Annotated in this window: 18 protein-coding genes; 9 read left to right on the forward strand and 9 right to left on the reverse strand. The window is 57.4% G+C overall.

The genetic code is table 11. From position 1 onward, the window contains the following. Nucleotides 1-43 precede the first annotated feature (43 nt). Both lplT and aas read right to left on the reverse strand, forming a co-directional pair. The gene (gene lplT / locus V7Q49_RS17020) at nt 44-1237 is read right to left on the reverse strand and encodes a lysophospholipid transporter LplT (RefSeq protein WP_333853745.1); all 1194 of its coding nucleotides are present in this window, start codon (nt 1235-1237) and stop codon (nt 44-46) included. Beyond that, a complete protein-coding gene (gene aas, locus V7Q49_RS17025) occupies nt 1230-3389 on the reverse strand; it encodes a bifunctional acyl-ACP--phospholipid O-acyltransferase/long-chain-fatty-acid--ACP ligase (protein ID WP_333853747.1) in 2160 nt (719 codons plus the stop codon). Before aas ends, lplT begins: the two co-directional genes overlap by 8 nt. A gap of 620 nt (nt 3390-4009) precedes the next feature. Between aas and galR the strand changes: the two genes are divergently transcribed. Beyond that, nucleotides 4010-5026, forward strand: coding sequence for an HTH-type transcriptional regulator GalR (gene galR / locus V7Q49_RS17030; RefSeq protein WP_333853749.1), 1017 nt, complete (start codon nt 4010-4012; stop codon nt 5024-5026). On the opposite strand, the gene V7Q49_RS17035 is transcribed toward galR, so the two are convergent. From V7Q49_RS17035 to V7Q49_RS17050, 4 genes are all read right to left on the reverse strand, one after another. Next, nucleotides 4987-5463 carry a GNAT family N-acetyltransferase gene (locus V7Q49_RS17035; RefSeq protein WP_333853750.1) on the reverse strand — a complete coding sequence of 159 codons (477 nt, stop codon included), beginning with the start codon at nt 5461-5463 and terminating at the stop codon, nt 4987-4989. The genes galR and V7Q49_RS17035 overlap by 40 nt on opposite strands. After that, nucleotides 5460-6233: a GntR family transcriptional regulator gene (locus V7Q49_RS17040; protein ID WP_333853751.1), complete on the reverse strand. Its 774-nt coding sequence runs from the start codon at nt 6231-6233 to the stop codon at nt 5460-5462. The genes V7Q49_RS17035 and V7Q49_RS17040 overlap by 4 nt, the downstream gene beginning before the upstream one ends. 72 nt (nt 6234-6305) lie before the next feature. Continuing rightward, nucleotides 6306-7733 (reverse strand): glycoside hydrolase family 1 protein, encoded by a 1428-nt coding sequence (locus V7Q49_RS17045; RefSeq protein WP_333853754.1) that lies wholly within the window; start codon nt 7731-7733, stop codon nt 6306-6308. Next, complete coding sequence (locus tag V7Q49_RS17050; RefSeq protein ID WP_333853755.1) at nt 7730-9067, reverse strand: PTS sugar transporter subunit IIC; 1338 nt, start codon at nt 9065-9067, stop codon at nt 7730-7732. The genes V7Q49_RS17045 and V7Q49_RS17050 overlap by 4 nt, the downstream gene beginning before the upstream one ends. 291 nt (nt 9068-9358) lie before the next feature. Between V7Q49_RS17050 and V7Q49_RS17055 the strand changes: the two genes are divergently transcribed. Then, nucleotides 9359-10396: a LacI family DNA-binding transcriptional regulator gene (locus V7Q49_RS17055; protein ID WP_333853757.1), complete on the forward strand. Its 1038-nt coding sequence runs from the start codon at nt 9359-9361 to the stop codon at nt 10394-10396. Here V7Q49_RS17055 and lysA read toward each other — a convergent pair. Then, nucleotides 10366-11628 carry a diaminopimelate decarboxylase gene (gene lysA / locus V7Q49_RS17060; RefSeq protein WP_333853759.1) on the reverse strand — a complete coding sequence of 421 codons (1263 nt, stop codon included), beginning with the start codon at nt 11626-11628 and terminating at the stop codon, nt 10366-10368. The two genes, V7Q49_RS17055 and lysA, sit on opposite strands and share 31 nt — an antisense overlap. A 121-nt stretch (nt 11629-11749) precedes the next feature. Between lysA and V7Q49_RS17065 the strand changes: the two genes are divergently transcribed. Continuing rightward, nucleotides 11750-12688 (forward strand): LysR family transcriptional regulator, encoded by a 939-nt coding sequence (locus V7Q49_RS17065; RefSeq protein ID WP_333853761.1) that lies wholly within the window; start codon nt 11750-11752, stop codon nt 12686-12688. On the opposite strand, the gene V7Q49_RS17070 is transcribed toward V7Q49_RS17065, so the two are convergent. After that, complete coding sequence (locus V7Q49_RS17070) at nt 12675-13367, reverse strand: aspartate/glutamate racemase (RefSeq protein ID WP_333853763.1); 693 nt, start codon at nt 13365-13367, stop codon at nt 12675-12677. The two genes, V7Q49_RS17065 and V7Q49_RS17070, sit on opposite strands and share 14 nt — an antisense overlap. Before the next feature lie 137 nt (nt 13368-13504). Here V7Q49_RS17070 and V7Q49_RS17075 point away from each other — a divergent pair, with 137 nt between their 5' ends. From V7Q49_RS17075 to V7Q49_RS17100, 6 genes are all read left to right on the forward strand, one after another. Next, the gene (locus V7Q49_RS17075) at nt 13505-13828 is read left to right on the forward strand and encodes a cupin domain-containing protein (RefSeq protein WP_333853765.1); all 324 of its coding nucleotides are present in this window, start codon (nt 13505-13507) and stop codon (nt 13826-13828) included. A gap of 450 nt (nt 13829-14278) precedes the next feature. Next, the gene (locus tag V7Q49_RS17080; RefSeq protein WP_032613798.1) at nt 14279-15169 is read left to right on the forward strand and encodes a carbohydrate ABC transporter permease; all 891 of its coding nucleotides are present in this window, start codon (nt 14279-14281) and stop codon (nt 15167-15169) included. Next, complete coding sequence (locus tag V7Q49_RS17085) at nt 15162-16064, forward strand: carbohydrate ABC transporter permease (protein WP_333853770.1); 903 nt, start codon at nt 15162-15164, stop codon at nt 16062-16064. The genes V7Q49_RS17080 and V7Q49_RS17085 overlap by 8 nt, the downstream gene beginning before the upstream one ends. Nucleotides 16065-16076: 12 nt before the next feature. Then, nucleotides 16077-17204, forward strand: coding sequence for an ABC transporter ATP-binding protein (locus tag V7Q49_RS17090; RefSeq protein WP_333853772.1), 1128 nt, complete (start codon nt 16077-16079; stop codon nt 17202-17204). Between the two features lie 13 nt (nt 17205-17217). Then, nucleotides 17218-18507 (forward strand): ABC transporter substrate-binding protein, encoded by a 1290-nt coding sequence (locus tag V7Q49_RS17095; RefSeq protein WP_333853774.1) that lies wholly within the window; start codon nt 17218-17220, stop codon nt 18505-18507. Between the two features lie 66 nt (nt 18508-18573). After that, nucleotides 18574-19701 carry an oligogalacturonate lyase family protein gene (locus V7Q49_RS17100; RefSeq protein WP_333853776.1) on the forward strand — a complete coding sequence of 376 codons (1128 nt, stop codon included), beginning with the start codon at nt 18574-18576 and terminating at the stop codon, nt 19699-19701. Nucleotides 19702-19780: 79 nt separating this feature from the next. On the opposite strand, the gene araE is transcribed toward V7Q49_RS17100, so the two are convergent. Then, entirely contained in the window at nt 19781-21214 is a 1434-nt protein-coding gene (araE, locus tag V7Q49_RS17105; protein WP_333853969.1) for an arabinose-proton symporter AraE, read from the reverse strand. Between the last annotated feature and the right edge of the window lie 271 nt (nt 21215-21485).

Here is a 21485-nt window from a genome sequence, read left to right on the forward strand (position 1 = left end):
ACAAGGTCAAAGGCGGGGTGTTACCGCCACCCAACAAATCCCGTTAACGCCGACGTTGCCACACCCACAGCGCCGCAATCGCCAGCGCAAACAGGCCACCAAACCCGACGCCAATGCCGACCACCGGCACCCCTACCTTCACCGCCAGTGAGTAAACCCCGAGCATCAGCAGCATGGCGGCGTTTTCGCCAAGATTTTGCACCGCAATCGCATTACCGGCCCCGACGGTCTGCTTCCCGCGCTCCTGTAGCAGCGCATTCAGCGGCACCACAAAGAAACCACCGCAGATCCCCATCAGGAACAGCAGCGCATAGGCCGGTAACAGCGCATGCTGCAGCGCGAAGAGCAGCACGATAACGCCAATCAGGATCCCGGCGGGCATGCAGCGCGCGACGGTTTGTAAGGTCACCAGCTTCGCCGCCGCCCCTGCGCCCAGCACGATCCCCACCGCCACCATGGCGTTAAGGTAGGTTGGCGTGGCGTTATCGGTAATGCCCAGTGCCGTCGGTACCCACAGCACCAGCAGGAAGCGCAGCGTGACGCCCGCGCCCCAGAACATGCTGGTTCCCAGCAGCGAGAAGCGGGTTTCTCCATTCCGCCACAGCACGCGGCAGGCGTTAAAGAAGCTGGCGGTCATCGGCGTAAAGCGCCAGGACTGCCCCGGACGCGCCGCCGGCAGTTTCGGGATAAACAGGTTGGCGATCACCGCTCCGGCATACATCACCGCGCAGACACCCAGCGCCGCCAGCACGTGCCAGTCTGCCAGCACGCCGCCCGCCATCGAGCCCAGCAGGATCGCCGCTATGGTTGAGGCCTCCATCAGCCCGTTGGCTTTGACCAGCTTATCGCCGGTTGTGAGTTCACCGAGGATGCCGTACTTGGCCGGCGAGTAGGCTGCCGCCCCGATCCCCACCAGCGTATAGCCAATAAACGGATTCACGCCAAAGCAGATGCTGGCCGCGCCCAGCAGTTTCAGGCTGTTGGCGAACATCATCACCCGGCCTTTGGCGAAGCTGTCCGCCACCTGACCGACAAAGGGGGCGAAAATGATGTAAGCGCCCACAAACACCATCTGCAGGATCGGCTGGCTCCAGTCCGGATAAAACTGGGATTTGAGCAGCGCCAGGGTGGCAAACAGCAGCGCGTTATCACCAAAGGCAGAGAGGAACTGGGCGGCGGTGACCGCCATCATCCCCTTTGACCAGATGGAGGTGTTAGTGGGTACTGACTCACTCATTATGCGGCTCCGCCTGTTCAACCATGCCTTTGAGGGTGACAAAATCCGGTTTGCCGCTGCCCAGCACCGGGAGTTGTTTCAGATAACGAATATCACGCGGCACGGCGAGCTCCGGGATGCCGTGTTCACGCGCATGCTGGAGCAGCTGCTCGCGCTTCAGCTCGCTGTCGGTGGTAAAGAGCACCAGCGCCTCGCCTTTGCTGGCATCGGCTTTCACCGCGGTGGCGTGCATTTTGTCGGCCGATACGGCCAGCGCCAGCTGTTCCACCATCTCCAGGGACACCATTTCCCCGGCGATTTTAGCGAAGCGTTTCGCGCGGCCCTGGATCTGCACAAAGCCCTGCTCGTCGAAGCGCACGATGTCACCGGTGTCGTACCAGCCGGTCTCCACCTCACCGTTAACGTTTTCCGCGGTCGGCGCTTCCAGCACGCCCGGGTTTTCAACCCGCAGATAGCCGTTCATCACGTTCGGCCCTTTCAGCTGCAGGCGTCCGCCCTCTTCAATGCCCGGAACGGCGAGCAGACGCGCGTCCATCCCCGGTAAGATGCGCCCGACGGTGCCGGGTTTGGCCGCCATCGGCACGTTAATGGAGACGACCGGCGCGCACTCGGTCACGCCGTAGCCTTCCAGAATGCGCAGACCAAACTTGTCCTGCCACAGCTGGCGGGTGCTCTCCTGCAGTTTCTCTGCCCCGGCCACCACGTAACGCACGCGGTGGAAATCATACGGATTGGCGAATCGGGCGTAGTTGCCGAGGAAGGTCGAGGTGCCGAAAATCACCGTACAGTTACGGTCATAGGTCAGCTCCGGCACGATGCGATAGTGCAGCGGGCTCGGGTAGAGGAACACCTCGGCACCGGTCAGCAGCGGCGTGAACAGCCCCACCGTCAGGCCAAAGGAGTGGAACAGCGGTAGCGCCGACATAAAGCGGTCTTTCGCAGTGAAGTCGGCGATAGTTTTGATCTGCTCGACGTTGGCCAGCAGGCTCTTATGGCTATGAACCACCCCTTTAGGGTTCCCCTCCGAACCGGAGGTAAAAAGGATCACGGCGGCATCTTCCGGCTGCTGTTTAACCTGCGCCAGATGCGGTACCAGCAGGTGCGCAAAAATCCACAGCTTGTCGCCGGTGGTCACTTCCGCTTTCAGATCTTCGAGGAAGACCCAGCGCACCTGGGTGAGCTGCTCCGGCAGATGCCAGAGTTTGCCTTTATCGAGGAAGGTGCGTGAGGTGAACACGGTGTTGATCTGCGCGGCGGTGATGGCGCTGCCGAGCCCCTTCACCCCTGCGGTGTAGTTCAGCATCGCCGGGATACGCCCGCGAGAGACGGCACCAAAGATCACCGCGGCGCTGATCCCGGCATTCGGCAGCATCAGACCGATCTTTTCGCCCTGCTTGCTGTATTTCTCGAGAATACGGCCAACAAACAGGGTTTTGGTCAGCAGCTTGTGATAGCTGTCAGGGGCAAAATTGATGTCGTCGATGCAGTGTTTTTTCGCGCCATAGCGGTACATCGCCGTCAGCAACGACTCGTACAGGGTTTCACGCGGGCGCACCGCCATCCGGGCTTCCATCATCACCTGATGCAGCATCTCACCGGCGATTTTACGTCGATCGCGGGCGCGCGGCGCGTCGGGCATCGGCAGGGAGGTCGGCGGCAGCAGATGCAGGGTGATGCGCGGGAACAGGCGCTGTTTCACCAGTCCTTTCAGGCGGCTGAAAAAGGTCAGCTCCGCGCCTTCAATACGTACCGGCACCACCGTGGCGCCGGATTTCGCCGCCACAAAGCCCGCGCCGTCATAGATTTTCATCAGCGAGCCGGTAATGGTGATCCGCCCTTCCGGGAAGATCACCACCGGACGCCCCTGCTCAATCAGACGCACCAGGTGTTTGATCATCATCGGCTTGGTCGGGTCGAGCGGGACAAAATCAATCAGCTTCGTCAGCCAGCGCATGTACCACTGTTGGCTGACGGAGGTATAGACCGCAAACACCGGACGCACGGGTAAAAACAGCGCCAGCAGGATGCCATCAATAAAGGAGACGTGGTTGGGGGTAATAAGAACGCGCCCGGCGTGCAAAGCCTGGGTATCGCCCGTCAGACGGACGCGAAAAAGGATACGGAACAGCGTGCGGAAGAACCCAAATAGCATTTCAACTCCCTTTGCCTTTCAATAAGCCGGGTTACGGTAAATTGTGGCAGATTACACGAGAAGTGCAGCAGGAGCGACAGCCGGATAAAGACAAAAAAAAACCTGCGCATCTGCGCAGGCTGGTGCAAGAGATGAGTACGCAGTACGTACTAAGAATTCTCACCAATCAATACCTCTGGGATCTTGATTGTGGATCCTGGCCATCGACTTCACCAGCGCAAAAAAGCAAGCGAATGAGCCGAAGTGCAACCAGGTGTGAATTTTATCGGCGGCTGTTACATGTTGAACAACAAGCAAAAAAAACCTGCGTAAGAACGCAGGCTGGTGTAAAGCGTGGCAGTTAACCGGGGTTAACTTCACCTATCAATACCTCTGGGATCTCAAATGTAGCAACGGCGACCAAATCCTCGCCAGCGGACAATCGCAACAGCCTGAGGCAAAGTGTAACCAAAGATTCAAATTCGCCCGTCTCTGTCACGCTTCGCTGTGTAACGATTACACGAATTCCGCAGCCGAGTGTCACCTTTGTGAATTGCCTCACCGCCCTGCGCTTGAATACGCCTCACTTTTCCGCAACACTATTTAGTGTGTAAACGCTTACCCCAACGAGAAGGTAGATAATGGCGACAATTAAGGATGTGGCCCGGCTGGCGGGTGTTTCTGTCGCCACGGTTTCACGCGTCATCAATAATTCCCCTAAAGCCAGCGAAACCTCCCGCCAGGCGGTGCTGACGGCTATGGAGTCGCTTAACTATCACCCCAACGCTAACGCCCGGGCGCTGGCTCAGCAGTCCACCGACACCGTCGGGCTGGTGGTGGGCGATGTGTCGGATCCTTTTTTCGGCGCGATGGTGAAAGCCGTCGAGCAGGTCGCCTACCACACCGGCAACTTTCTGCTGATTGGCAATGGCTACCACAACGAGCAGAAAGAGCGTCAGGCAATAGAGCAGCTGATCCGCCATCGCTGCGCGGCGCTGGTGGTGCATGCTAAAAAGCTGTCGGATGACGAGCTAGTGCATTTGATGAAGCAGATCCCCGGCATGGTGATTGTGAACCGCATTATCCCCGGCTATGAACAACGCTGCGTGGCGCTGGACGATCGCTACGGCGCCTGGCTTGCCACCCGTCATCTGATCCAGCAGGGTCATACCCGCATCGGCTATCTCTGCTCAAACCACGCCATTTCTGACGCCGAAGATCGGCTGCAGGGCTACTACGACGCGCTGCGCGAGAACGATCTGCCCTGCAACGATCGGCTGGTTACTTACGGTGAACCCGATGAGAGCGGCGGCGAGCAGGCGATGACGGAGCTGCTGGGACGGGGGCGTAACTTTACGGCGATCGCCTGTTACAACGACTCGATGGCCGCCGGGGCAATGGGTGTGCTGAACGATAACGGGATTGACGTGCCGGGAGATATTTCGCTGATCGGCTTCGATGACATTCTTATCTCCCGCTACGTGCGGCCGCGGCTGACCACGGTGCGCTACCCGATCGTCACCATGGCGACCCAGGCGGCGGAGCTGGCGCTATCCCTGGCGGATAAACGTCAGCCGCCGGAGATCACGCACGTGTTCAGCCCGACTCTGGTGCGCCGTCACTCGGTCACGCCGCCGGCAGAGTCCGCCAGCGAATAGCGGTAGAGGTGCACGGTTTTGTCCGGGTACTCCAGACCGTCACCGATATAGTGCCAGCCGTAGCCTTCATAGAAGTCGCGGCAGGCAGACCAGAGATGCAGTTCGCGATAGCCGCGCTCTGCGGCGTATCTCTGCACGTGCTGCTGTAATTTTCCCGCCAGCCCCTGCCCGCGCGCCGCTTCATCCACGTACAGCGCCGCCAGCCAGGGATAAAGATCCTGGCGGGTGATCAGGTCGCAGCGCCATAGCCCCACCGTACCGAGTAGCTGTTCGCCCTCGGTGGCAATAAAGGTCAGCGGCAGCGCGCCGGAGGTTTGACTGTGGGTCACTACGCTGGCAAAAAAGTCGCGCGACAGACCATCACCAAAGGCCTGCCACAGCCAGTCGATCACCTGCTCCGCATGCTGCGGGGCGGCGTACAGCGGCTGGATCTTCACACCAGCTTGCCCTGAAAAATGGGCACCGACTCAAACAGATAGCCGTCAAAATCCGGGGCGTCTTCGTCGGAAAGCTCCAGCAGGCTCTTTTTCACATTCTCCAGATGCTGGAACATCGCCTGCCAGGCCCCCATCACGTCGCGGCGGCGTAACGCGGCGAGGATGGTCTGCCTGTCGCCCAGCCACTTCAGGCGATACGCCCGGCTGGCAATGTGGGCATTAAACTGCTGCCAGAGCGGGCTGCTGTCCATGTTGTGCCAGACGCTTTCGACGGTCGCCAGCAGCATCTGATTCTGGGTGGCACCCGCCAGCACCAGATGGAACATCTTGCTGTTGTCCTGGCTGTTGTCGTTGGCGGCGATCGCCCGCTGCTCCTGCTCGATGATGCGACGCAGATTGTCGATGTCCGCCCGGGTTGCCATTTTGGCAGCAAAGGCGGCGATGTTGCTTTCGAGCAGCTGGCGCGCCTGCAAAATCTCGAACGGGCCAACGTCGCTTTTCAGCAGACGCTCTTCCTCGTTCTCATGCTCCTCAGGGATGCGCATCACGTAGACGCCGGAGCCCTGGCGGATATCCACGGTGCCCTGCAGCTCGAGCATCAGCAGCGCTTCCCGCACGATGGTGCGGCTCACGCCGTAGGTCTCCGCGATATTGCGCTCCGGCGGCAGACGCGAGCCCACGGGATAGTGCCCCTGGATGATCTGGGCGCGTAAATCCTCGCCAATCTCCTGGTACTGCTTCTTTTCCGCCGGGACGACAGCCTTATCCACGTTATCACCTGTACTCTGAGTTAATGCGGGCCAGTTTGCGCACTATGTTACCAGAAGCGTCGCGATCTGCGCCTACTTCCATTCGTCATCGAGGGTCAGGGTCAGGACGCGCTCATCGCGCAGTTGCCGGAACCAGCTGGCCGACTTTTTGGCGCGTCGGGCGCGGTTATCCGCCAGGTCGATCTCAATCAGGCCATAGCGGTTCTTGAAGGCGTTCATCGGCGAGACGTTATCGGTGAAGGCCCACAGCATGTAACCGTGGCAGTTCGCCCCCTCCTCCCGCGCCAGCAGGGTGTAATAGAGATGCTCGCTGATAAAGTTGATGCGGTAGTTATCCTCGATGATGCCGTCGCGGTTGCGGTACTGCCCTTCGTTTTCGACTCCCATTCCGCTTTCGGCCACGAACCAGTCGATGTTGCGATAGTCGTTTTTGATGCGCATCGCCATGTCGTAAATGATGCGCGGGGCGATCTCCCAGCCACGGGAGGGATTCATCCGCCGCCCCGGCAGTTCAAACGGCTCGTAGTAGTACGCCGGGTGGAACGGCGTCTCGGAGTGCCAGGCCCGGGACGGAGCCTTCACCCGGTGCGGGTAATAGAGGTTGATGCCCAGCTCGTCGACGGTGTTGTCGGCAATCAGCGCCAGCTCGTCGGGGCTGTACTCCCACGGCACCTGATGTTTCTCCAGCAGGGTGAAGAGTTCCTGCGGGTAATGCCCGTGCACCAGCGGATCGAGGAACACCCGGTTGTAGAACAGGTCGTAGATCTCCGCGGCCTTCACATCGTGGGCCGCGCGTGAGCGGGGATACGTTACTTCCGGATTGAGAATGCAGCCCACGCTGCCGCTGTAGCCCTTCTCGCGGAATAGCTTCACCACCTTCGCCGTTGCCAGCACTTTGTGGTGATTCCACTGCATCCAGGTGCTGGTGTTCTGCTCATAGGGCCAGCGCAGCGCGTCAAGATAAACCCGGGTCTGGACCACAATAGGCTCGTTGAAGCTAAACCAGCGCTTCACCACGTGGTGATAGCGGGCAAAGACCTGTTCGGCATAGCGGACAAACAGCTCCACCACATGCTTCGACGCCCAGCCGCCGTAGGTTTCCAGCAAGGTACCCGGCAGCTCGTAGTGCTCAAGGCAGATCATCGGCTCAATGCCCTGGCGGTGCATCTCGGCAAACAGGGCGTCGTAATACGCGGCGTACTCCTCATCGACGGTGGCGTTTTCATAGTCGGTAAGAAAACGCGACCAGTTGATGGAGGTGCGGTAGTGGGTCAGCCCGGCCAGCTTCATCAGCGCCACGTCTTCGCGGAAACGGTTGATGAAATCGGTGGCGACCGCCGGGCCGTAGCCGTTATGCCACACCTGGCGATCGTTTTTGTACCAGAGATCGATCCACGAATCCTGCCCCGCTTTCTTGCCGCCCCAGCCCTCGGTCTGCCAGGCGGAGGCCGCAGCCCCAAGGATAAAGTCCTCGGGAATAGTCATCTGTTTGATACTCATACGTTATTCGTCGCCTCCTGGTTAGCGGCCTGAATCGCGGCCTGTTCAGCACGGCGTGAAGCGATCTTCACAAACGGCAGATAGATAAGAATGGCCGTGATGATGCACACAAACTGGGTGACCACTGCGCCCATAGAGCCCGCGGTGGAGAGCCAGGCGTTGATCAGCGGCGGCGTGGTCCAGGGCACCATCACCACCGCTTTGCCGGCAAAACCGGTAACGGTAGCGAAGTAGCCGATGGAGCCGGTCACCAGCGGGGTGATGATGAACGGGATCGCCAGAATTGGGTTCAGCATGATTGGCATACCGAAGATCACCGGCTCGTTGATGTTAAAGATCCCCGGGCCGATGGAGAGCTTGGCGATCTCCTTCATCTCTTTGCGTTTGGTGCCGATCATCACTGCGATCAGCAGGCCGATGGTCAGGCCCGAGCCGCCGATGCTCATGTACACATCCCAGAATGGCATGGTGATGATGTTCGGGATCTCTTTACCCTGCTCAAAGGCGCTCATGTTGACGGTGATCGCCCCCAGCAGCAGCGGCTCGCGGATCGGTTTGATCATCTGGTTACCGTGAATACCGATCACCCAGAACAGCTGAGCGACGAACATCAGCAGCAGGATCCCCGGCAGGCTTTGCACTACCCGCTCCAGCGGCTGTTGCACCACCTGGTAAACCGCATCGTAGAGGTACATGCCGGTGACCTGATGGAACACAAAGCCAAAGGTAGCGATGAGGGTGGTGGTAATGATCGCCGGGATCAGCGCCGAGAACGAGGCCGATACGTTCGGCGGCACGGTGTCAGGCATGCGGATTTTCAGCCCCGGACGGCCCTCCAGCCAGCAGTAGATCTCGACCGACAGGATGGCGATAAACATGCCGAGGAACAGGCTGCGGGTATCGGAGAACTGGCGCAGGAGCACATCTTTTACCATGTGCATTTCGCCGTCGACCATCATCTCGACGGTCGTCGGCGTGACGCAGATAAAGCAGATCACCGCCAGCAGGCCCGGGAACAGGGACTTAATGCCGTTGATACGCCCCAGCTCGATGCCGATCAGGAACACGGCCCCGATATTGAGGAAGTTCAGCGTGGCGTAGTTCAGGGCGCTGGTGATCGGCTTCAGCGTGGCGAGAAACGAAAGCGACTGAAAGCTGGCTAAGCCGTTTTTCGGATCCAGCACCATGTTGGAGATCAGCACCGAAAATGCGCCCACGATGATGACCGGCATTAAGGTGATGAAGGCGGACTTTATCGCCATGATATAGCGATAACTGTTGAACTTTGTGGCGAAACTGCCCAGAGAGTTGATCAGTTTTTCCTGTAATGCCATGGGGTAATACCTCAGTAAAAGGGCCTTTATTGGGATAAGGTGTACAGCCGTCTTCTATTGGCATACCAAAAATAGCTTCCAGTCACGATTTGTTCTGTGATTAAGCTCTCAACGCGGCAAGAGGTATCCCAGAGTGTGAATTATAATCACTTTGGTATGCCACTTTTGCCTGGCCCGCTATCCGTTACCAGAAAGCGTGATCCTGATGGGGGTTTTGCCTCTCCCGCCCGGCGTATGCCCCTGAACGTCTGTGATAAACTTGCGTGCATAACGTGGAAGCAGGAAGAGCAAATGGCAACAATGCTGGATGTCTCACTGCGTGCGGGCGTGTCGAAAGCCACGGTGTCGCGCGTACTGAACGGCACAGGTCAGGTCAAAGAGAGTACCCGTCAGCAGGTGTTTAACGCGATGGAAGAGCTGGGCTATCGCCCGAATTTTCTGGCGCGATCGCTGGCGAACCGGACCAGCAACAGCATTGGTCTGGTGGTCTCGACCTTTGACGGTTTTTACTTTGGTCGCCTGCTGCAGCAGGCCTCCCGTCAGACCGAAACGCACGGCAAGCAGCTGATTGTCACCGACGGTCACGATACCCCGGAGCGGGAAGAGGAAGCGGTGCAGATGCTGGCCGATCGCCAGTGCGATGCCATCGTGCTCTACACCCGCTACATGAGCGAAAAAGCGATCATGAAGCTCATCAACAGCGTGAAGATGCCGCTTATCGTGATCAACCGCGATGTCAGCCAGGCCCGGGAGCGCTGCGTGTTCTTCGAGCAGCAGGCAGCCGCCTTCAGCGCCGTGGAGTACCTGATAAGCCAGGGGCATCGGGAAATTGCCTGCATGACGGTGCCGATCCACACCCCCACCGGCAAGGCGCGTCTGACCGGCTACCGCAAGGCGCTGGAAAAGCACGGCATTCCCTGGGATGAGAGCCGGGTGAAGTATGGCGATTCGGGGATGACCCGCGGGTATGAGCTGTGTCAGGAGTTGCTAAGCGACAAGGTGCCCTTCAGCGCCCTGTTTGCCTGTAACGATGATATGGCGCTGGGCGCCTCAAAGGCGCTGCACCAGGCCGGACTGCACATTCCGCAGGATGTGTCGCTGTTCGGTTTTGACGACGCGCCCTGCGCGAAGTGGCTGGAGCCGGCGCTGTCCACCGTCTATCTGCCGATCGACAACATGATCACCACTGCCATCGATCAGGCGATCCGGCTGGCGAAAAACGAGCCGATCGACGCGATCCCGCCCTTTACCGGCACGCTGGTGTTACGCGATTCGGTGGCGACGGGACCCTGGTTCGATCAGAACAGCTCGAGGGCGAGCAGCTCCTGAATGGTCTGGCGACGACGGATTAACCGCGCCGTGCCCTGGTCGAACAGCACTTCCGGCAGCAGCGGACGGCTGTTGTAGTTCGAGGACATGGACGCGCCGTACGCGCCGGTGTCGTGCAGCACCAGATAATCCCCCGGCACCACCTGCGGCAGCGCGCGGGTTTCCACTTTCCCGCCCTCCTGCTGGGTGAAGACATCCCCGGATTCGCACAGCGGCCCGGCCACCACCGTCTCCACCACCGGGGCCTGGGTTAAATCCCGGCCATCAGCCGCGAGGGCGGTAATGTGATGATAGCTGCCGTACATGGACGGACGCATCAGATCGTTAAAGCCCGCGTCGATCAGCACAAAGTGACGGCTGCCCATCGCCTTCACGCTGCGCACCTGCGCCACCAGCACGCCGGATTCCGCCACCAGGAAACGCCCCGGCTCGATCTCCAGCTTCACCGCGTGCCCCAGATGGGCGGCAATTTTGTCGCGCGCGCCGTTCCACAGGCCGTAGTAGTGATCGGTGTCGATCGCCTCTTCCCCTTCGCGATACGGGATCGATAAGCCACCGCCCGCAGAGATCGCCTCAAGATCCTGACCAAACTCGATCACCTGGCGCACCATCGCGCCGCACACCTGCTCAAGGTGACCGTAGTCCACGCCCGAACCGATGTGCATGTGGATCCCCACCAGCTGCAGGTTATAGCGCTGCAAAACGTCCAGAGCCGCAGGCAGATCGCTGTACCAGATGCCGTGCTTACTGTTTTCGCCGCCGGTGTTGGTCTTCTGGCTGTGGCCGTGACCAAAGCCCGGGTTGACGCGCAGCCAGACGCGATGGCCCGGCGACACCTGACCCAGCTGCTCCAGCATATCCACCGAACCGGCGTTGACCGGGATTTGCAGCTCATGCACTCGCGCCAGGGTGGCGCTGTCGATCAGGTCGGCGGTAAAGACGATGGCATCGTGGTCGGCCTTTGGATCGTAGCCTGCCGCCAGCGCGCGCTCGATCTCACCCAGCGATACGGAGTCGACCTTGACGCCCTGCTCGCGCATCAGACGCAGAATATGGATGTTAGAGCAGGCTTTCTGAGCAAAGCGCACCACGTCGAACTGATGCAGGGCGGCAATTTTGTCGCGGATAATCTGCGCGTCATAGACCCAGACCGGGCAGCCAAACTCCGCAGGCAGGCGCAGCAAATTGTCGGCATTGAGATCGGTATCGGTGTTGTTCAGCGGGCGTGGCATGGTGTTCTCCGGGAGTGCAATTTTTACTGATTACGCCACAGCGCGAAGAGAATAAAAAATATCGTTTTATCGCCAGTCTATGCAAAAATGATATGGATTACCCTCAACCAGGTCGCCTCCCATGCCCGCTGTAAACCTGCGCCATATTGAAATTTTCCACGCGGTGATGACCGCCGGAAACCTGACCGAAGCCGCGCGCCTGCTGCATACCTCCCAGCCGACGGTGAGCCGCGAGCTGGCCCGGTTCGAGAAGGTGATCGGCCTGACGCTGTTCGAGCGCACGCGCGGACGGCTGCACCCCACGGTGCAGGGGCTGCGGCTGTTCGAGGAGGTGCAGCGATCCTGGTACGGGCTGGACCGCATCGTCAGCGCCGCCGACAGCCTGCGCGAGTTTCGTCAGGGCGAGCTCTCCATCGTCTGCCTGCCGGTCTTCTCCCAGTCGTTTTTACCCGCCCTGCTGCAGCCGTTTCTCGCCCGCTACCCGGACGTAAACCTGACCATCGTGCCGCAGGAGTCGCCTCTGCTGGAGGAGTGGCTTTCGGCCCAACGCCACGATCTCGGCCTGACCGAAACCCTCGCCACCCCGGCGGGGACCGCCCGGCACGAGCTGCTGTCATTAGATGAGGTGTGCGTCCTGCCCGCCGGACATCGGCTTGCCGAAAAAGCGGTGCTGACCCCGGCGGATTTTCAGGGCGAGAACTACATCAGCCTGTCGCGCACCGACAGTTACCGGCAGCTGCTGGACCAGCTCTTTGCCGAGCATCAGGTAAAGCGACGGATGGTGGTGGAGACGCACAGCGCGGCGTCGATCTGCGCCATGGTACGGGCGGGAGTGGGAATTTCGGTGGTGAATCCGCTGACGGCGCTGGATTATGCCGACAGCGGCATTGCGATCCGCCGCTTCACTGTTTCGGTGCCCTTTACGGTGAGCCTGATCAGGCCGCTGCACCGCCCGGCCTCGGCGCTGGTGGAGACCTTTAGCGCCCATCTGCAACAGGGGCTGGGCGCCATCATTGACCCGCTGGAGCGGCTTTTAGCCCCGCACGCTACGAAAGCATAAACGCCACCGCATCGGCGGCGTGGATCGCGGCGGTATCAAACACCGGGATCGGGCTTTCATCCGCCGGGATCAGCAGGCCAATCTCGGTGCAGCCGAAGATCACCCCCTGCGCGCCTCGATCGGCGAGGGTCTGGATCACGCTCAGGTAGTACTGGCGCGAGGCCTCGCTAAAGGTGCCGAGGCACAGCTCTTCAAAAATAATCTGATTAATGCGGGCCCGATCCGCCTCGTCCGGGATCAGGCTCTCGATGCCGTACTGCGCCGTCAGCCGTCCACGGTAGAAATCCTGCTCCATGGTGTAGCGGGTGCCGAGCAGGGCCACGCGGTTCATGCCCGCTGCGGTGATAGCCCGTCCGGTGGCATCGGCGATATGCAGGAACGGCAGGGAGCAGCGCGCTTCAATCTGCGCGGCGACTTTGTGCATGGTGTTGGTACAGAGCAGAATGGCTTCCGCCCCTGCCCCCTGCAATCCCAGCGCCGCATCGGCGAGGATCTCCCCGGCTTTGTCCCAGTCGCCGCTGGACTGGCAGGCTTCGATCTCATGAAAATCGACGCTGTGCAGCAGCAGGCTGGCCGAGTGCAATCCTCCCAGACGCTGCTTCACCCCCTCGTTAATCAGACGATAATAGGGAATGGTGGATTCCCAACTCATTCCCCCCAACAGGCCAATCGTTTTCATGGTGCTCTCCTTTCCAGTTTTACTCAGTGAAGCAAACTTGTGATCGAGTTTCCAGTTCTCTGGTTCCACATTTCCTTTTACCCGGCACTGGGATAAATTAAATGAAACGATGTTTCACTATATAACAGGATCTGAGCATGTTTATTTTCCACAAAGAGACCCAACTTGACGATCTGGGTAACGGCGTTACCCGCCGTATTCTGGCGCACGACGGCAAAATGATGGCGGTGGAGGTTAATTTTGAACAGGGCGCCGTCGGCCCGATGCACAACCATCCGCACGAGCAGCTGACCTACGTTTTATCCGGCGAATTCGAATTCACCATCGGTGAAGAGAAGCATGTGGTTACCGCCGGGGATACGCTGTATAAGCAGCCGCACATTATGCACGGCTGCGTTTGCCTGAAGCCGGGCACCCTGCTGGATACCTTTACCCCGGTTCGGGAAGACTTCCTGAAATAAAAAACAAGGCGATGCTCCGGCATCGCCTTTTTTCTGCTTAAGCGCAATTCCGCTTTATCTCAGCAAAGTAATCATTCAACAAGTTAATTATATCCTCGCTACCTTAATTGCCATGTTACAAATTTGCTACAAATATTAGTAGTTTGTATCTGCTGGCGATAATTCCCAGAATATGTGAGCAAAGTCCTCTGTTTAACGGTTTTTTTCTCATCGTCTTTCCGCGCAAGTCGATAAAAATGCCATCCACCTCACCTTATTGAAACGCTGTTTCGACCGCGATCACATTTCCACTATTTATCGAATGACGTGGATTTAAATCACAATAAAATAAATTAAAACGTCGTTTTACAAATTGAAAACGGTGGTTCATAAGTTTTAAAAAATTGAAACAGCGGCCAGCAGCACCTGTACAGATTCCGTTTTAAACCATTAATTACCAGGTAGGTATGTATGAATGAAAACAAGATGTTGGGGCTGGCGTGGATATCACCCTACATAATTGGGTTGATACTTTTCACCGCCTTCCCCTTTGTTTCATCTTTCTTCCTCAGTTTTACTGAGTACGATTTGATGAGCCCGCCGGTATTTAACGGCATAGAAAACTATCGCTACATGTTTACGGAAGATACCCTCTTCTGGAAATCCATGGGCGTGACCTTTGCCTATGTCTTTTTAACCATCCCTCTGAAACTGGCCTTTGCGCTGGGTATTGCGTTTGTTCTGAACTTTAAACTGCGCGGCATCGGCTTCTTCCGTACCGCTTACTATATTCCGTCGATCCTCGGCAGCTCCGTGGCCATTGCCGTGCTGTGGCGCGCTCTGTTTGCGATTGATGGTCTGCTCAACAGCTTCATCGGCGTGTTTGGTTTTGACGCGGTGAACTGGCTTGGCGAACCCTCTCTGGCGCTGATGTCCGTAACCCTGCTGCGCGTCTGGCAGTTCGGCTCCGCGATGGTGATCTTCCTCGCCGCCCTGCAGAACGTCCCGCAGTCGCAGTATGAAGCGGCGATGATCGACGGCGCGTCCAAGTGGCAGATGTTCATGAAAGTGACCGTGCCGCTGATTACGCCGGTGATTTTCTTCAACTTCATCATGCAGACCACTCAGGCGTTCCAGGAATTTACCGGTCCGTATGTTATTACCGGCGGTGGACCAACCTACTCCACCTATCTGTTCTCACTGTACATCTACGACACCGCATTCAAGTACTTTGACATGGGTTACGGCGCGGCACTGGCCTGGGTCCTGTTCCTGGTAGTTGCTGTCTTCGCCGCTATCGCCTTTAAGTCTTCGAAATACTGGGTGTTCTACTCCGCCGATAAGGGAGGCAAAAATGGCTGATATTCAACAACTCTCCACGGCGAGAAGCATCGCGGAACGTGAAGTCGCCCGGACGATGCGTCGTGAAAAAATTAGCGCCAGCATTCGCTATGTGATCCTGCTGTTTGTTGGCCTGCTGATGCTCTATCCGCTGGTGTGGATGTTCTCGGCGTCGTTCAAACCGAACCACGAGATCTTTACCACGCTGAGCCTGTGGCCAGCCCACGCGACCTGGGACGGCTTCATTAACGGCTGGAAAACCGGTACCGAGTACAACTTCGGTCATTACATGCTGAACACCTTCAAGTATGTGATCCCGAAAGTGATCCTGACCATTATCTCCTCCACTATCGTGGCGTACGGCTTTGCCCGTTTCGAGATCCCGTGGAAGAAGTTCTGGTTCGCGACGCTGATCACCACCATGTTGCTGCCAAGCACCGTGCTGCTGATCCCTCAGTACCTGATGTTCCGTGAAATGGGCATGCTGAACAGCTATATGCCGCTGTATCTGCCGCTGGCTTTCGCGACGCAAGGGTTCTTCGTCTTCATGCTGATCCAGTTCCTGCGCGGCGTACCGCGCGATATGGAAGAGGCGGCGCAGATTGATGGCTGTAACTCCATTCAGGTGCTCTGGTACGTGGTCGTACCTATCCTGAAACCGGCCATCATCTCCGTGGCGCTGTTCCAGTTCATGTGGTCAATGAACGACTTTATCGGGCCGCTGATTTATGTCTACAGCGTGGATAAATACCCGATTGCACTGGCTCTGAAAATGTCCATCGACGTCACCGAAGGTGCGCCGTGGAACGAAATTCTGGCAATGGCGAGCATCTCCATTCTGCCATCCATCATTGTCTTCTTCCTGGCACAGCGCTACTTCGTACAGGGCGTAACCAGCAGCGGAATTAAAGGTTAAGAGGGAAATATCATGGCTGAAGTTATTTTCAACAAACTGGAAAAGGTTTACTCCAACGGCTTCAAAGCGGTACATGCTATCGACCTGAAAATCGCTGAAGGTGAATTCATGGTGATCGTCGGCCCTTCCGGCTGCGCCAAGTCCACCACCCTGCGTATGCTGGCCGGTCTGGAGACCATCAGCGGCGGCGAAGTGCGCATCGGCGACAAGATCGTCAACAACCTCGCGCCAAAAGAGCGCGGGATTGCGATGGTGTTCCAGAACTATGCGCTCTATCCGCACATGACCGTGCGTGAAAACCTGGCCTTTGGCCTGAAGCTGAGCAAGCTGCCAAAAGCGCAGATTGAGGCTCAGGTGAACGAAGCGGCCAAAATCCTCGAACTGGACGAGCTACTGGACCGCCTGCCGCGCCAGCTCTCCGGTGGCCAGGCTCAGCGTGTGGCCGTAGGCCGTGCGATTGTGAAAAAGCCGGACGTGTTCCTGTTCGACGAACCGCTCTCCAACCTTGATGCCAAACTGCGTGCGTCGATGCGTATCCGTATTTCGGATCTGCACAAGCAGCTGAAGGCCTCCGGCAAACCGGCGACCACCGTCTACGTGACACACGACCAGACCGAAGCGATGACCATGGGCGACCGCATCTGCGTGATGAAGCTCGGTCATATCATGCAGGTAGATACCCCGGACAACCTGTACCACAAACCGAAAAACATGTTCGTGGCTGGCTTTATCGGCTCGCCGGAGATGAACATCCGCGCCAGCAAACTGGTGCAGCAGGACGGCCAACTCTCCCTGACCATCGGCAACCAGACTATGCCGTTAAGCCCTGAGCTGAAAGAGAAAGTCGCCAGCTACGCCGACAAGGACATTTTCTACGGTATTCGCCCGGATTTTGTCTCGATCTCCGATGAGCCCTTCGCCCAGGGCAGCTGCAGCGGCGAGATGGTTCGCGCGGAAAACATGGGACATGAATTCTTCGTGTACCTGAAAGTTGGCGAGTATGAACTGACGGCCCGAATTCCTTCCGATGAAGCTAAGCCTATGATCAACAAGGGTCTTCACCGTAAGGTGTACTTCAAGTTTGATATGAATAAATGTCATATTTTTGACGCTAAAACTGAACAGAACATCTCTCTTTAATGGAGTTATAAAAATGAAAAAAGTGCTTTTAAGCGCCGTTATCTCCGCTACCTTTGGAATGAGTGCCCTACCCACTTTTGCTGCGGACAGCACCGATCTGCGTATGTCCTGGTGGGGCGGCAATGGCCGTCACCAAGTCACGTTGAAAGCTCTGGAAGAGTTCCACAAGCAGAACCCGGATATTAACGTTAAGTCGGAATACACCGGCTGGGATGGTCACCTGTCGCGCCTGACCACGCAGATTGCGGGCGGCACCGAGCCTGACGTGATGCAGACCAACTGGAACTGGCTGCCGATCTTCTCCAAAACCGGCGACGGCTTCTACGACCTGAACAAAATGAAGGACGTTATCGACCTGTCTCAGTTCGATCCAAAAGAGCTGCAGTCCACCACGGTGAACGGCAAGCTGAACGGGATCCCAATCTCCGTCACCGCGCGCGTCTTCTACTTCAACGATGAAGTCTGGAAAAAAGCGGGCGTTGAATACCCCAAAACCTGGGATGAGCTGATGGCGGCGGGTAAAGCCTTCGAGAGCAAACTGGGCAAACAGTATTACCCGGTCGTGCTGGAGCACCAGGATACCCTGGCGCTGCTGAACTCATACATGATCCAGAAGTACAACATCCCGGCAGTCGACGAGCAGGCGAAGAAATTCTCCTACAGCAAAGAGCAGTGGGTGGAGTTCTTCCAGACCTATAAAAAGCTGATCGACAGCCACGTGATGCCGGACACCAAGTACTACGCCTCCTTCGGTAAGAGCAACATGTATGAGATGAAGCCGTGGATCGAGGGGGAATGGGGCGGGACCTACATGTGGAACTCCACCATCAAGAAATACTCCGACAACCTGAAGCCACCAGCGAAGCTGGAGCTGGGTAGCTACCCAATGCTGCCGGGTGCAACGGATGCCGGTCTGTTCTTTAAACCTGCTCAGATGCTCTCAATCGGTAAATCCACCAAAAACCCGGAAGCCGCAGCGAAAGTCATCAACTTCCTGCTGAACAGCAAAGAAGGTGTTGAGACCCTGGGCCTGGAGCGTGGCGTACCGTTGAGCAAAGTGGCGGTGAAATACCTGACCGAAGACGGCACCATTAAAGAGAACGATCCGGCGGTTGCCGGTCTGCGCCTGGCGCAGTCTCTGCCAGCCAAACTCTCCGTATCGCCATACTTTGACGATCCGCAGATCGTGGCCCAGTTCGGCACCTCCCTGCAGTACATCGACTACGGTCAGAAAACCGTGGAAGAGACTGCCGCTGACTTCCAGCGTCAGGCAGAACGTATCCTGAAACGCGCAATGCGCTAATTATCTTAGATTATCAATACCCTGCCGTTATGCGGTGGGGTATTTTTTTATCTGAAGGAACATATCATGAAAGGAAAAATCATCCCCCTGAGTTTTCGTACCCGTCAGGACAATCAAACCGGACATGAGGTGATACGCCTGACGCCGCCGCACATTATTTGTCACCGTAACTACTTCTATCAGAAATGCTTTACCCGCGATGGCAGCAAGCTGATCTTTGGCGGTGCCTTTGAGGGGCACTGGAACTACTATCTGCTGGATATTGAGCAGCAAAAGGCGACCCAGCTGACCGACGGCGCGGGCGACAACACCTTCGGCGGCTTCCTCTCGGCTGACGACAACTCTCTGTGGTACGTGAAAAATAGCCGCGAGCTGAGACGCGTCGATCTCGAGAGCCTGGAAGAGTATGTGGTGTATGAGGTCGATAGCGACTGGGTGGCCTACGGCACCTGGGTGGCGAACTCTGACTGCACGAAGCTGGTGGGCATCGAAATCAAAAGCAGCGACTGGCAGCCGCTTACCGACTGGAGCAAGTTCCGCGCGTTTTACTTCACCAACCCGGAATGCCGCCTGATCAACATCGATCTGCAAACCGGCGAACGGCGAGTAATTTTGCAGGAAAAACGCTGGCTCGGGCACCCCATTTATCGCCCGTTCGACGACAGCACGGTAGCCTTTTGTCACGAAGGCCCGCGCGATGCGATTGATGCGCGGATGTGGCTGATCGGCGAAGATGGCAGCAATCTGCGTAAGGTACGCCAGCACGCCGCGGGCGAGAGCTTTACTCACGAATTCTGGGTGCCGGACGGCTCGGCGCTCTATTACGTGGCGCACAAGGAGAACGATCCTAAGCGCTATCTTTTCAGCGCCGATCCCGCGACGCTGGAGAATCGTCAGCTGATGGCGATCCCCCCCTGCTCTCATTTGATGAGTAACCACGACGGCTCGCTGATCGTCGGTGATGGCGCCCCGCACAATACCGGGGATATTAGCCTCAACGATCCTTTCATCTGGGTATTCGATATTGCACAAGGCACGCAAACGGCCATTTGCCAGCACAACACCAGCTGGAAAGTGCTGGACGGCGATCGCCAGGTGACCCACCCGCATCCGTCGTTTTCACCGGATAATAAGTGGGTGCTGTATACCTCGGACGAAGAAGGGATGCCGGCGCTGTATCTCGCCCGGGTGTAAAAAAGCCGGGTAGCGGCTACGCCTTACCCGGCCTACGGTTTTGTAGGCCCGGCAAGCGAAGCGCCGCCGGGCATTAACCTCACACGCCGATATTTCTTAACTTCTCCCCTGCCATCAGCTTGCGCTCGATGTGCTCCAGGGTGACGCCTTTGGTTTCAGGAATCAGCCAGAAGGTGATACCAATAAATGCCACGTTCAGCACCGTATAAAGCCAGAAGGTTCCCGCCGCGCCGATAGCATCCAGCAGGGTCAGGAAGGTGGCGCCAATGATCATGTTCGATACCCAGTTCGTGGTGGTGGAACAGGTGATGCCAAAGTCGCGGCATTTTAGCGGCTGAATTTCAGAGCACAGGATCCACACCACCGGGGCGGCACTCATCGCATAACCCGCGATGCACATCATCGTCATCCCCACCGAGAGCCAGGACAAGCTGCTGGACGCCGTACCGTTATCAAACTGCATCAGGCAGTAGCCGAGGATCAGCGTCCCCAGCGCCATCACGCTAAAACCAATTTTAAGCGCTGGCTTACGGCCCGCTTTATCGACGGTAAACACCGCAATAAAGGTGGCAAACATAAAGGTCAGGCCAACCACCAGGGTGGCGATCATCTGCTGTTCGGTGGTGGTGAAGCCGGCCATTTTGAAAATACGCGGCGCGTAATACATGATGATATTCATGCCGGTAAACTGCTGCATCGCCTGCAACAGCATGCCGAGGAAGACCGCCCGACGGACGTTGCGGTTTATTTTGAATAACGACCAGCCCCCCTGTTTCAGCTTGAGGCTTTCGCGGATCTCATTCAGCTCTTCACGCGCTTTCTCCGAGGTATCGCGCAGCATCCGCAGCACCTCTTCCGCCTCGACGTGACGCCCCTTTTGCGCCAGCCAGCGTGGGCTATTGGGCAAAAAGATCACCAGCACAATCAGCAATATCGCCGGTAATGCCAGAACCCCCAGCATCGCGCGCCAGTTGCCGCTGTAGCTGAAATACGTATCAGAAAGAAAGGCCAGCACGATACCGAGCGTGACCATCAGCTGGTACATGCTGATCATTTTGCCGCGTACGTTTTCGCTCGCCATCTCCGAGAGGTAAAGAGGAGCGGTGTAGGAGGCAATCCCCACGGCTACGCCAAGCAGCACGCGAGAAAGCAGTAACGCCTCAACGCCTGTGGCAAACGCGGAGCCGAGTGAACCGGCCACAAACAGAACGGCGCCCACCATCAGGCTGTATTTTCGGCCCAGGCGGAACGAGAGCCAGCCGTTGAACAGGGCCCCCAATGCCGCGCCCAGCATCATACTGCTCACCACCCACTCCTGCAGGCGGTTGCTGAGCGTAAAGTGATCGGTGATAAAGGGTAACGCACCGGCAATCACGCCGATATCCAGCCCAAAGAGTAAACCGGCCACCGCGGCGGAAACGGACACAAACAGGTTCATCCTGCGGGTATCGCGCAGGGCGCGGGGCATAAAGGTAGAGTCGTTAATAGATGTCATATTTTCCTGCCTGAACAGCGAAGACGTTAAATGAAATTACGAGAAACCCTGAGAAAGTGTCAGGTCGTATAACGTGAAAATATGGATTTATCAGCTGGCAAGGTGCGATCTGTGATGGACATTACACTTTAAAACAGGGATGAATATTCCCCACTTTTTGTTAATAACATGATTTTTAGACACTAAAGATGTGATGCATGCCCTTTTCGTAAAATGACTATGGATTTTCCTCTTTAAACGATATGGACAATGTCTGATTCAGGACAAAAAAAACCTCCGCCCGGGGGCA

This window comes from Leclercia sp. (assembly GCF_036780805.1).
GTDB lineage: Bacteria > Pseudomonadota > Gammaproteobacteria > Enterobacterales > Enterobacteriaceae > Enterobacter.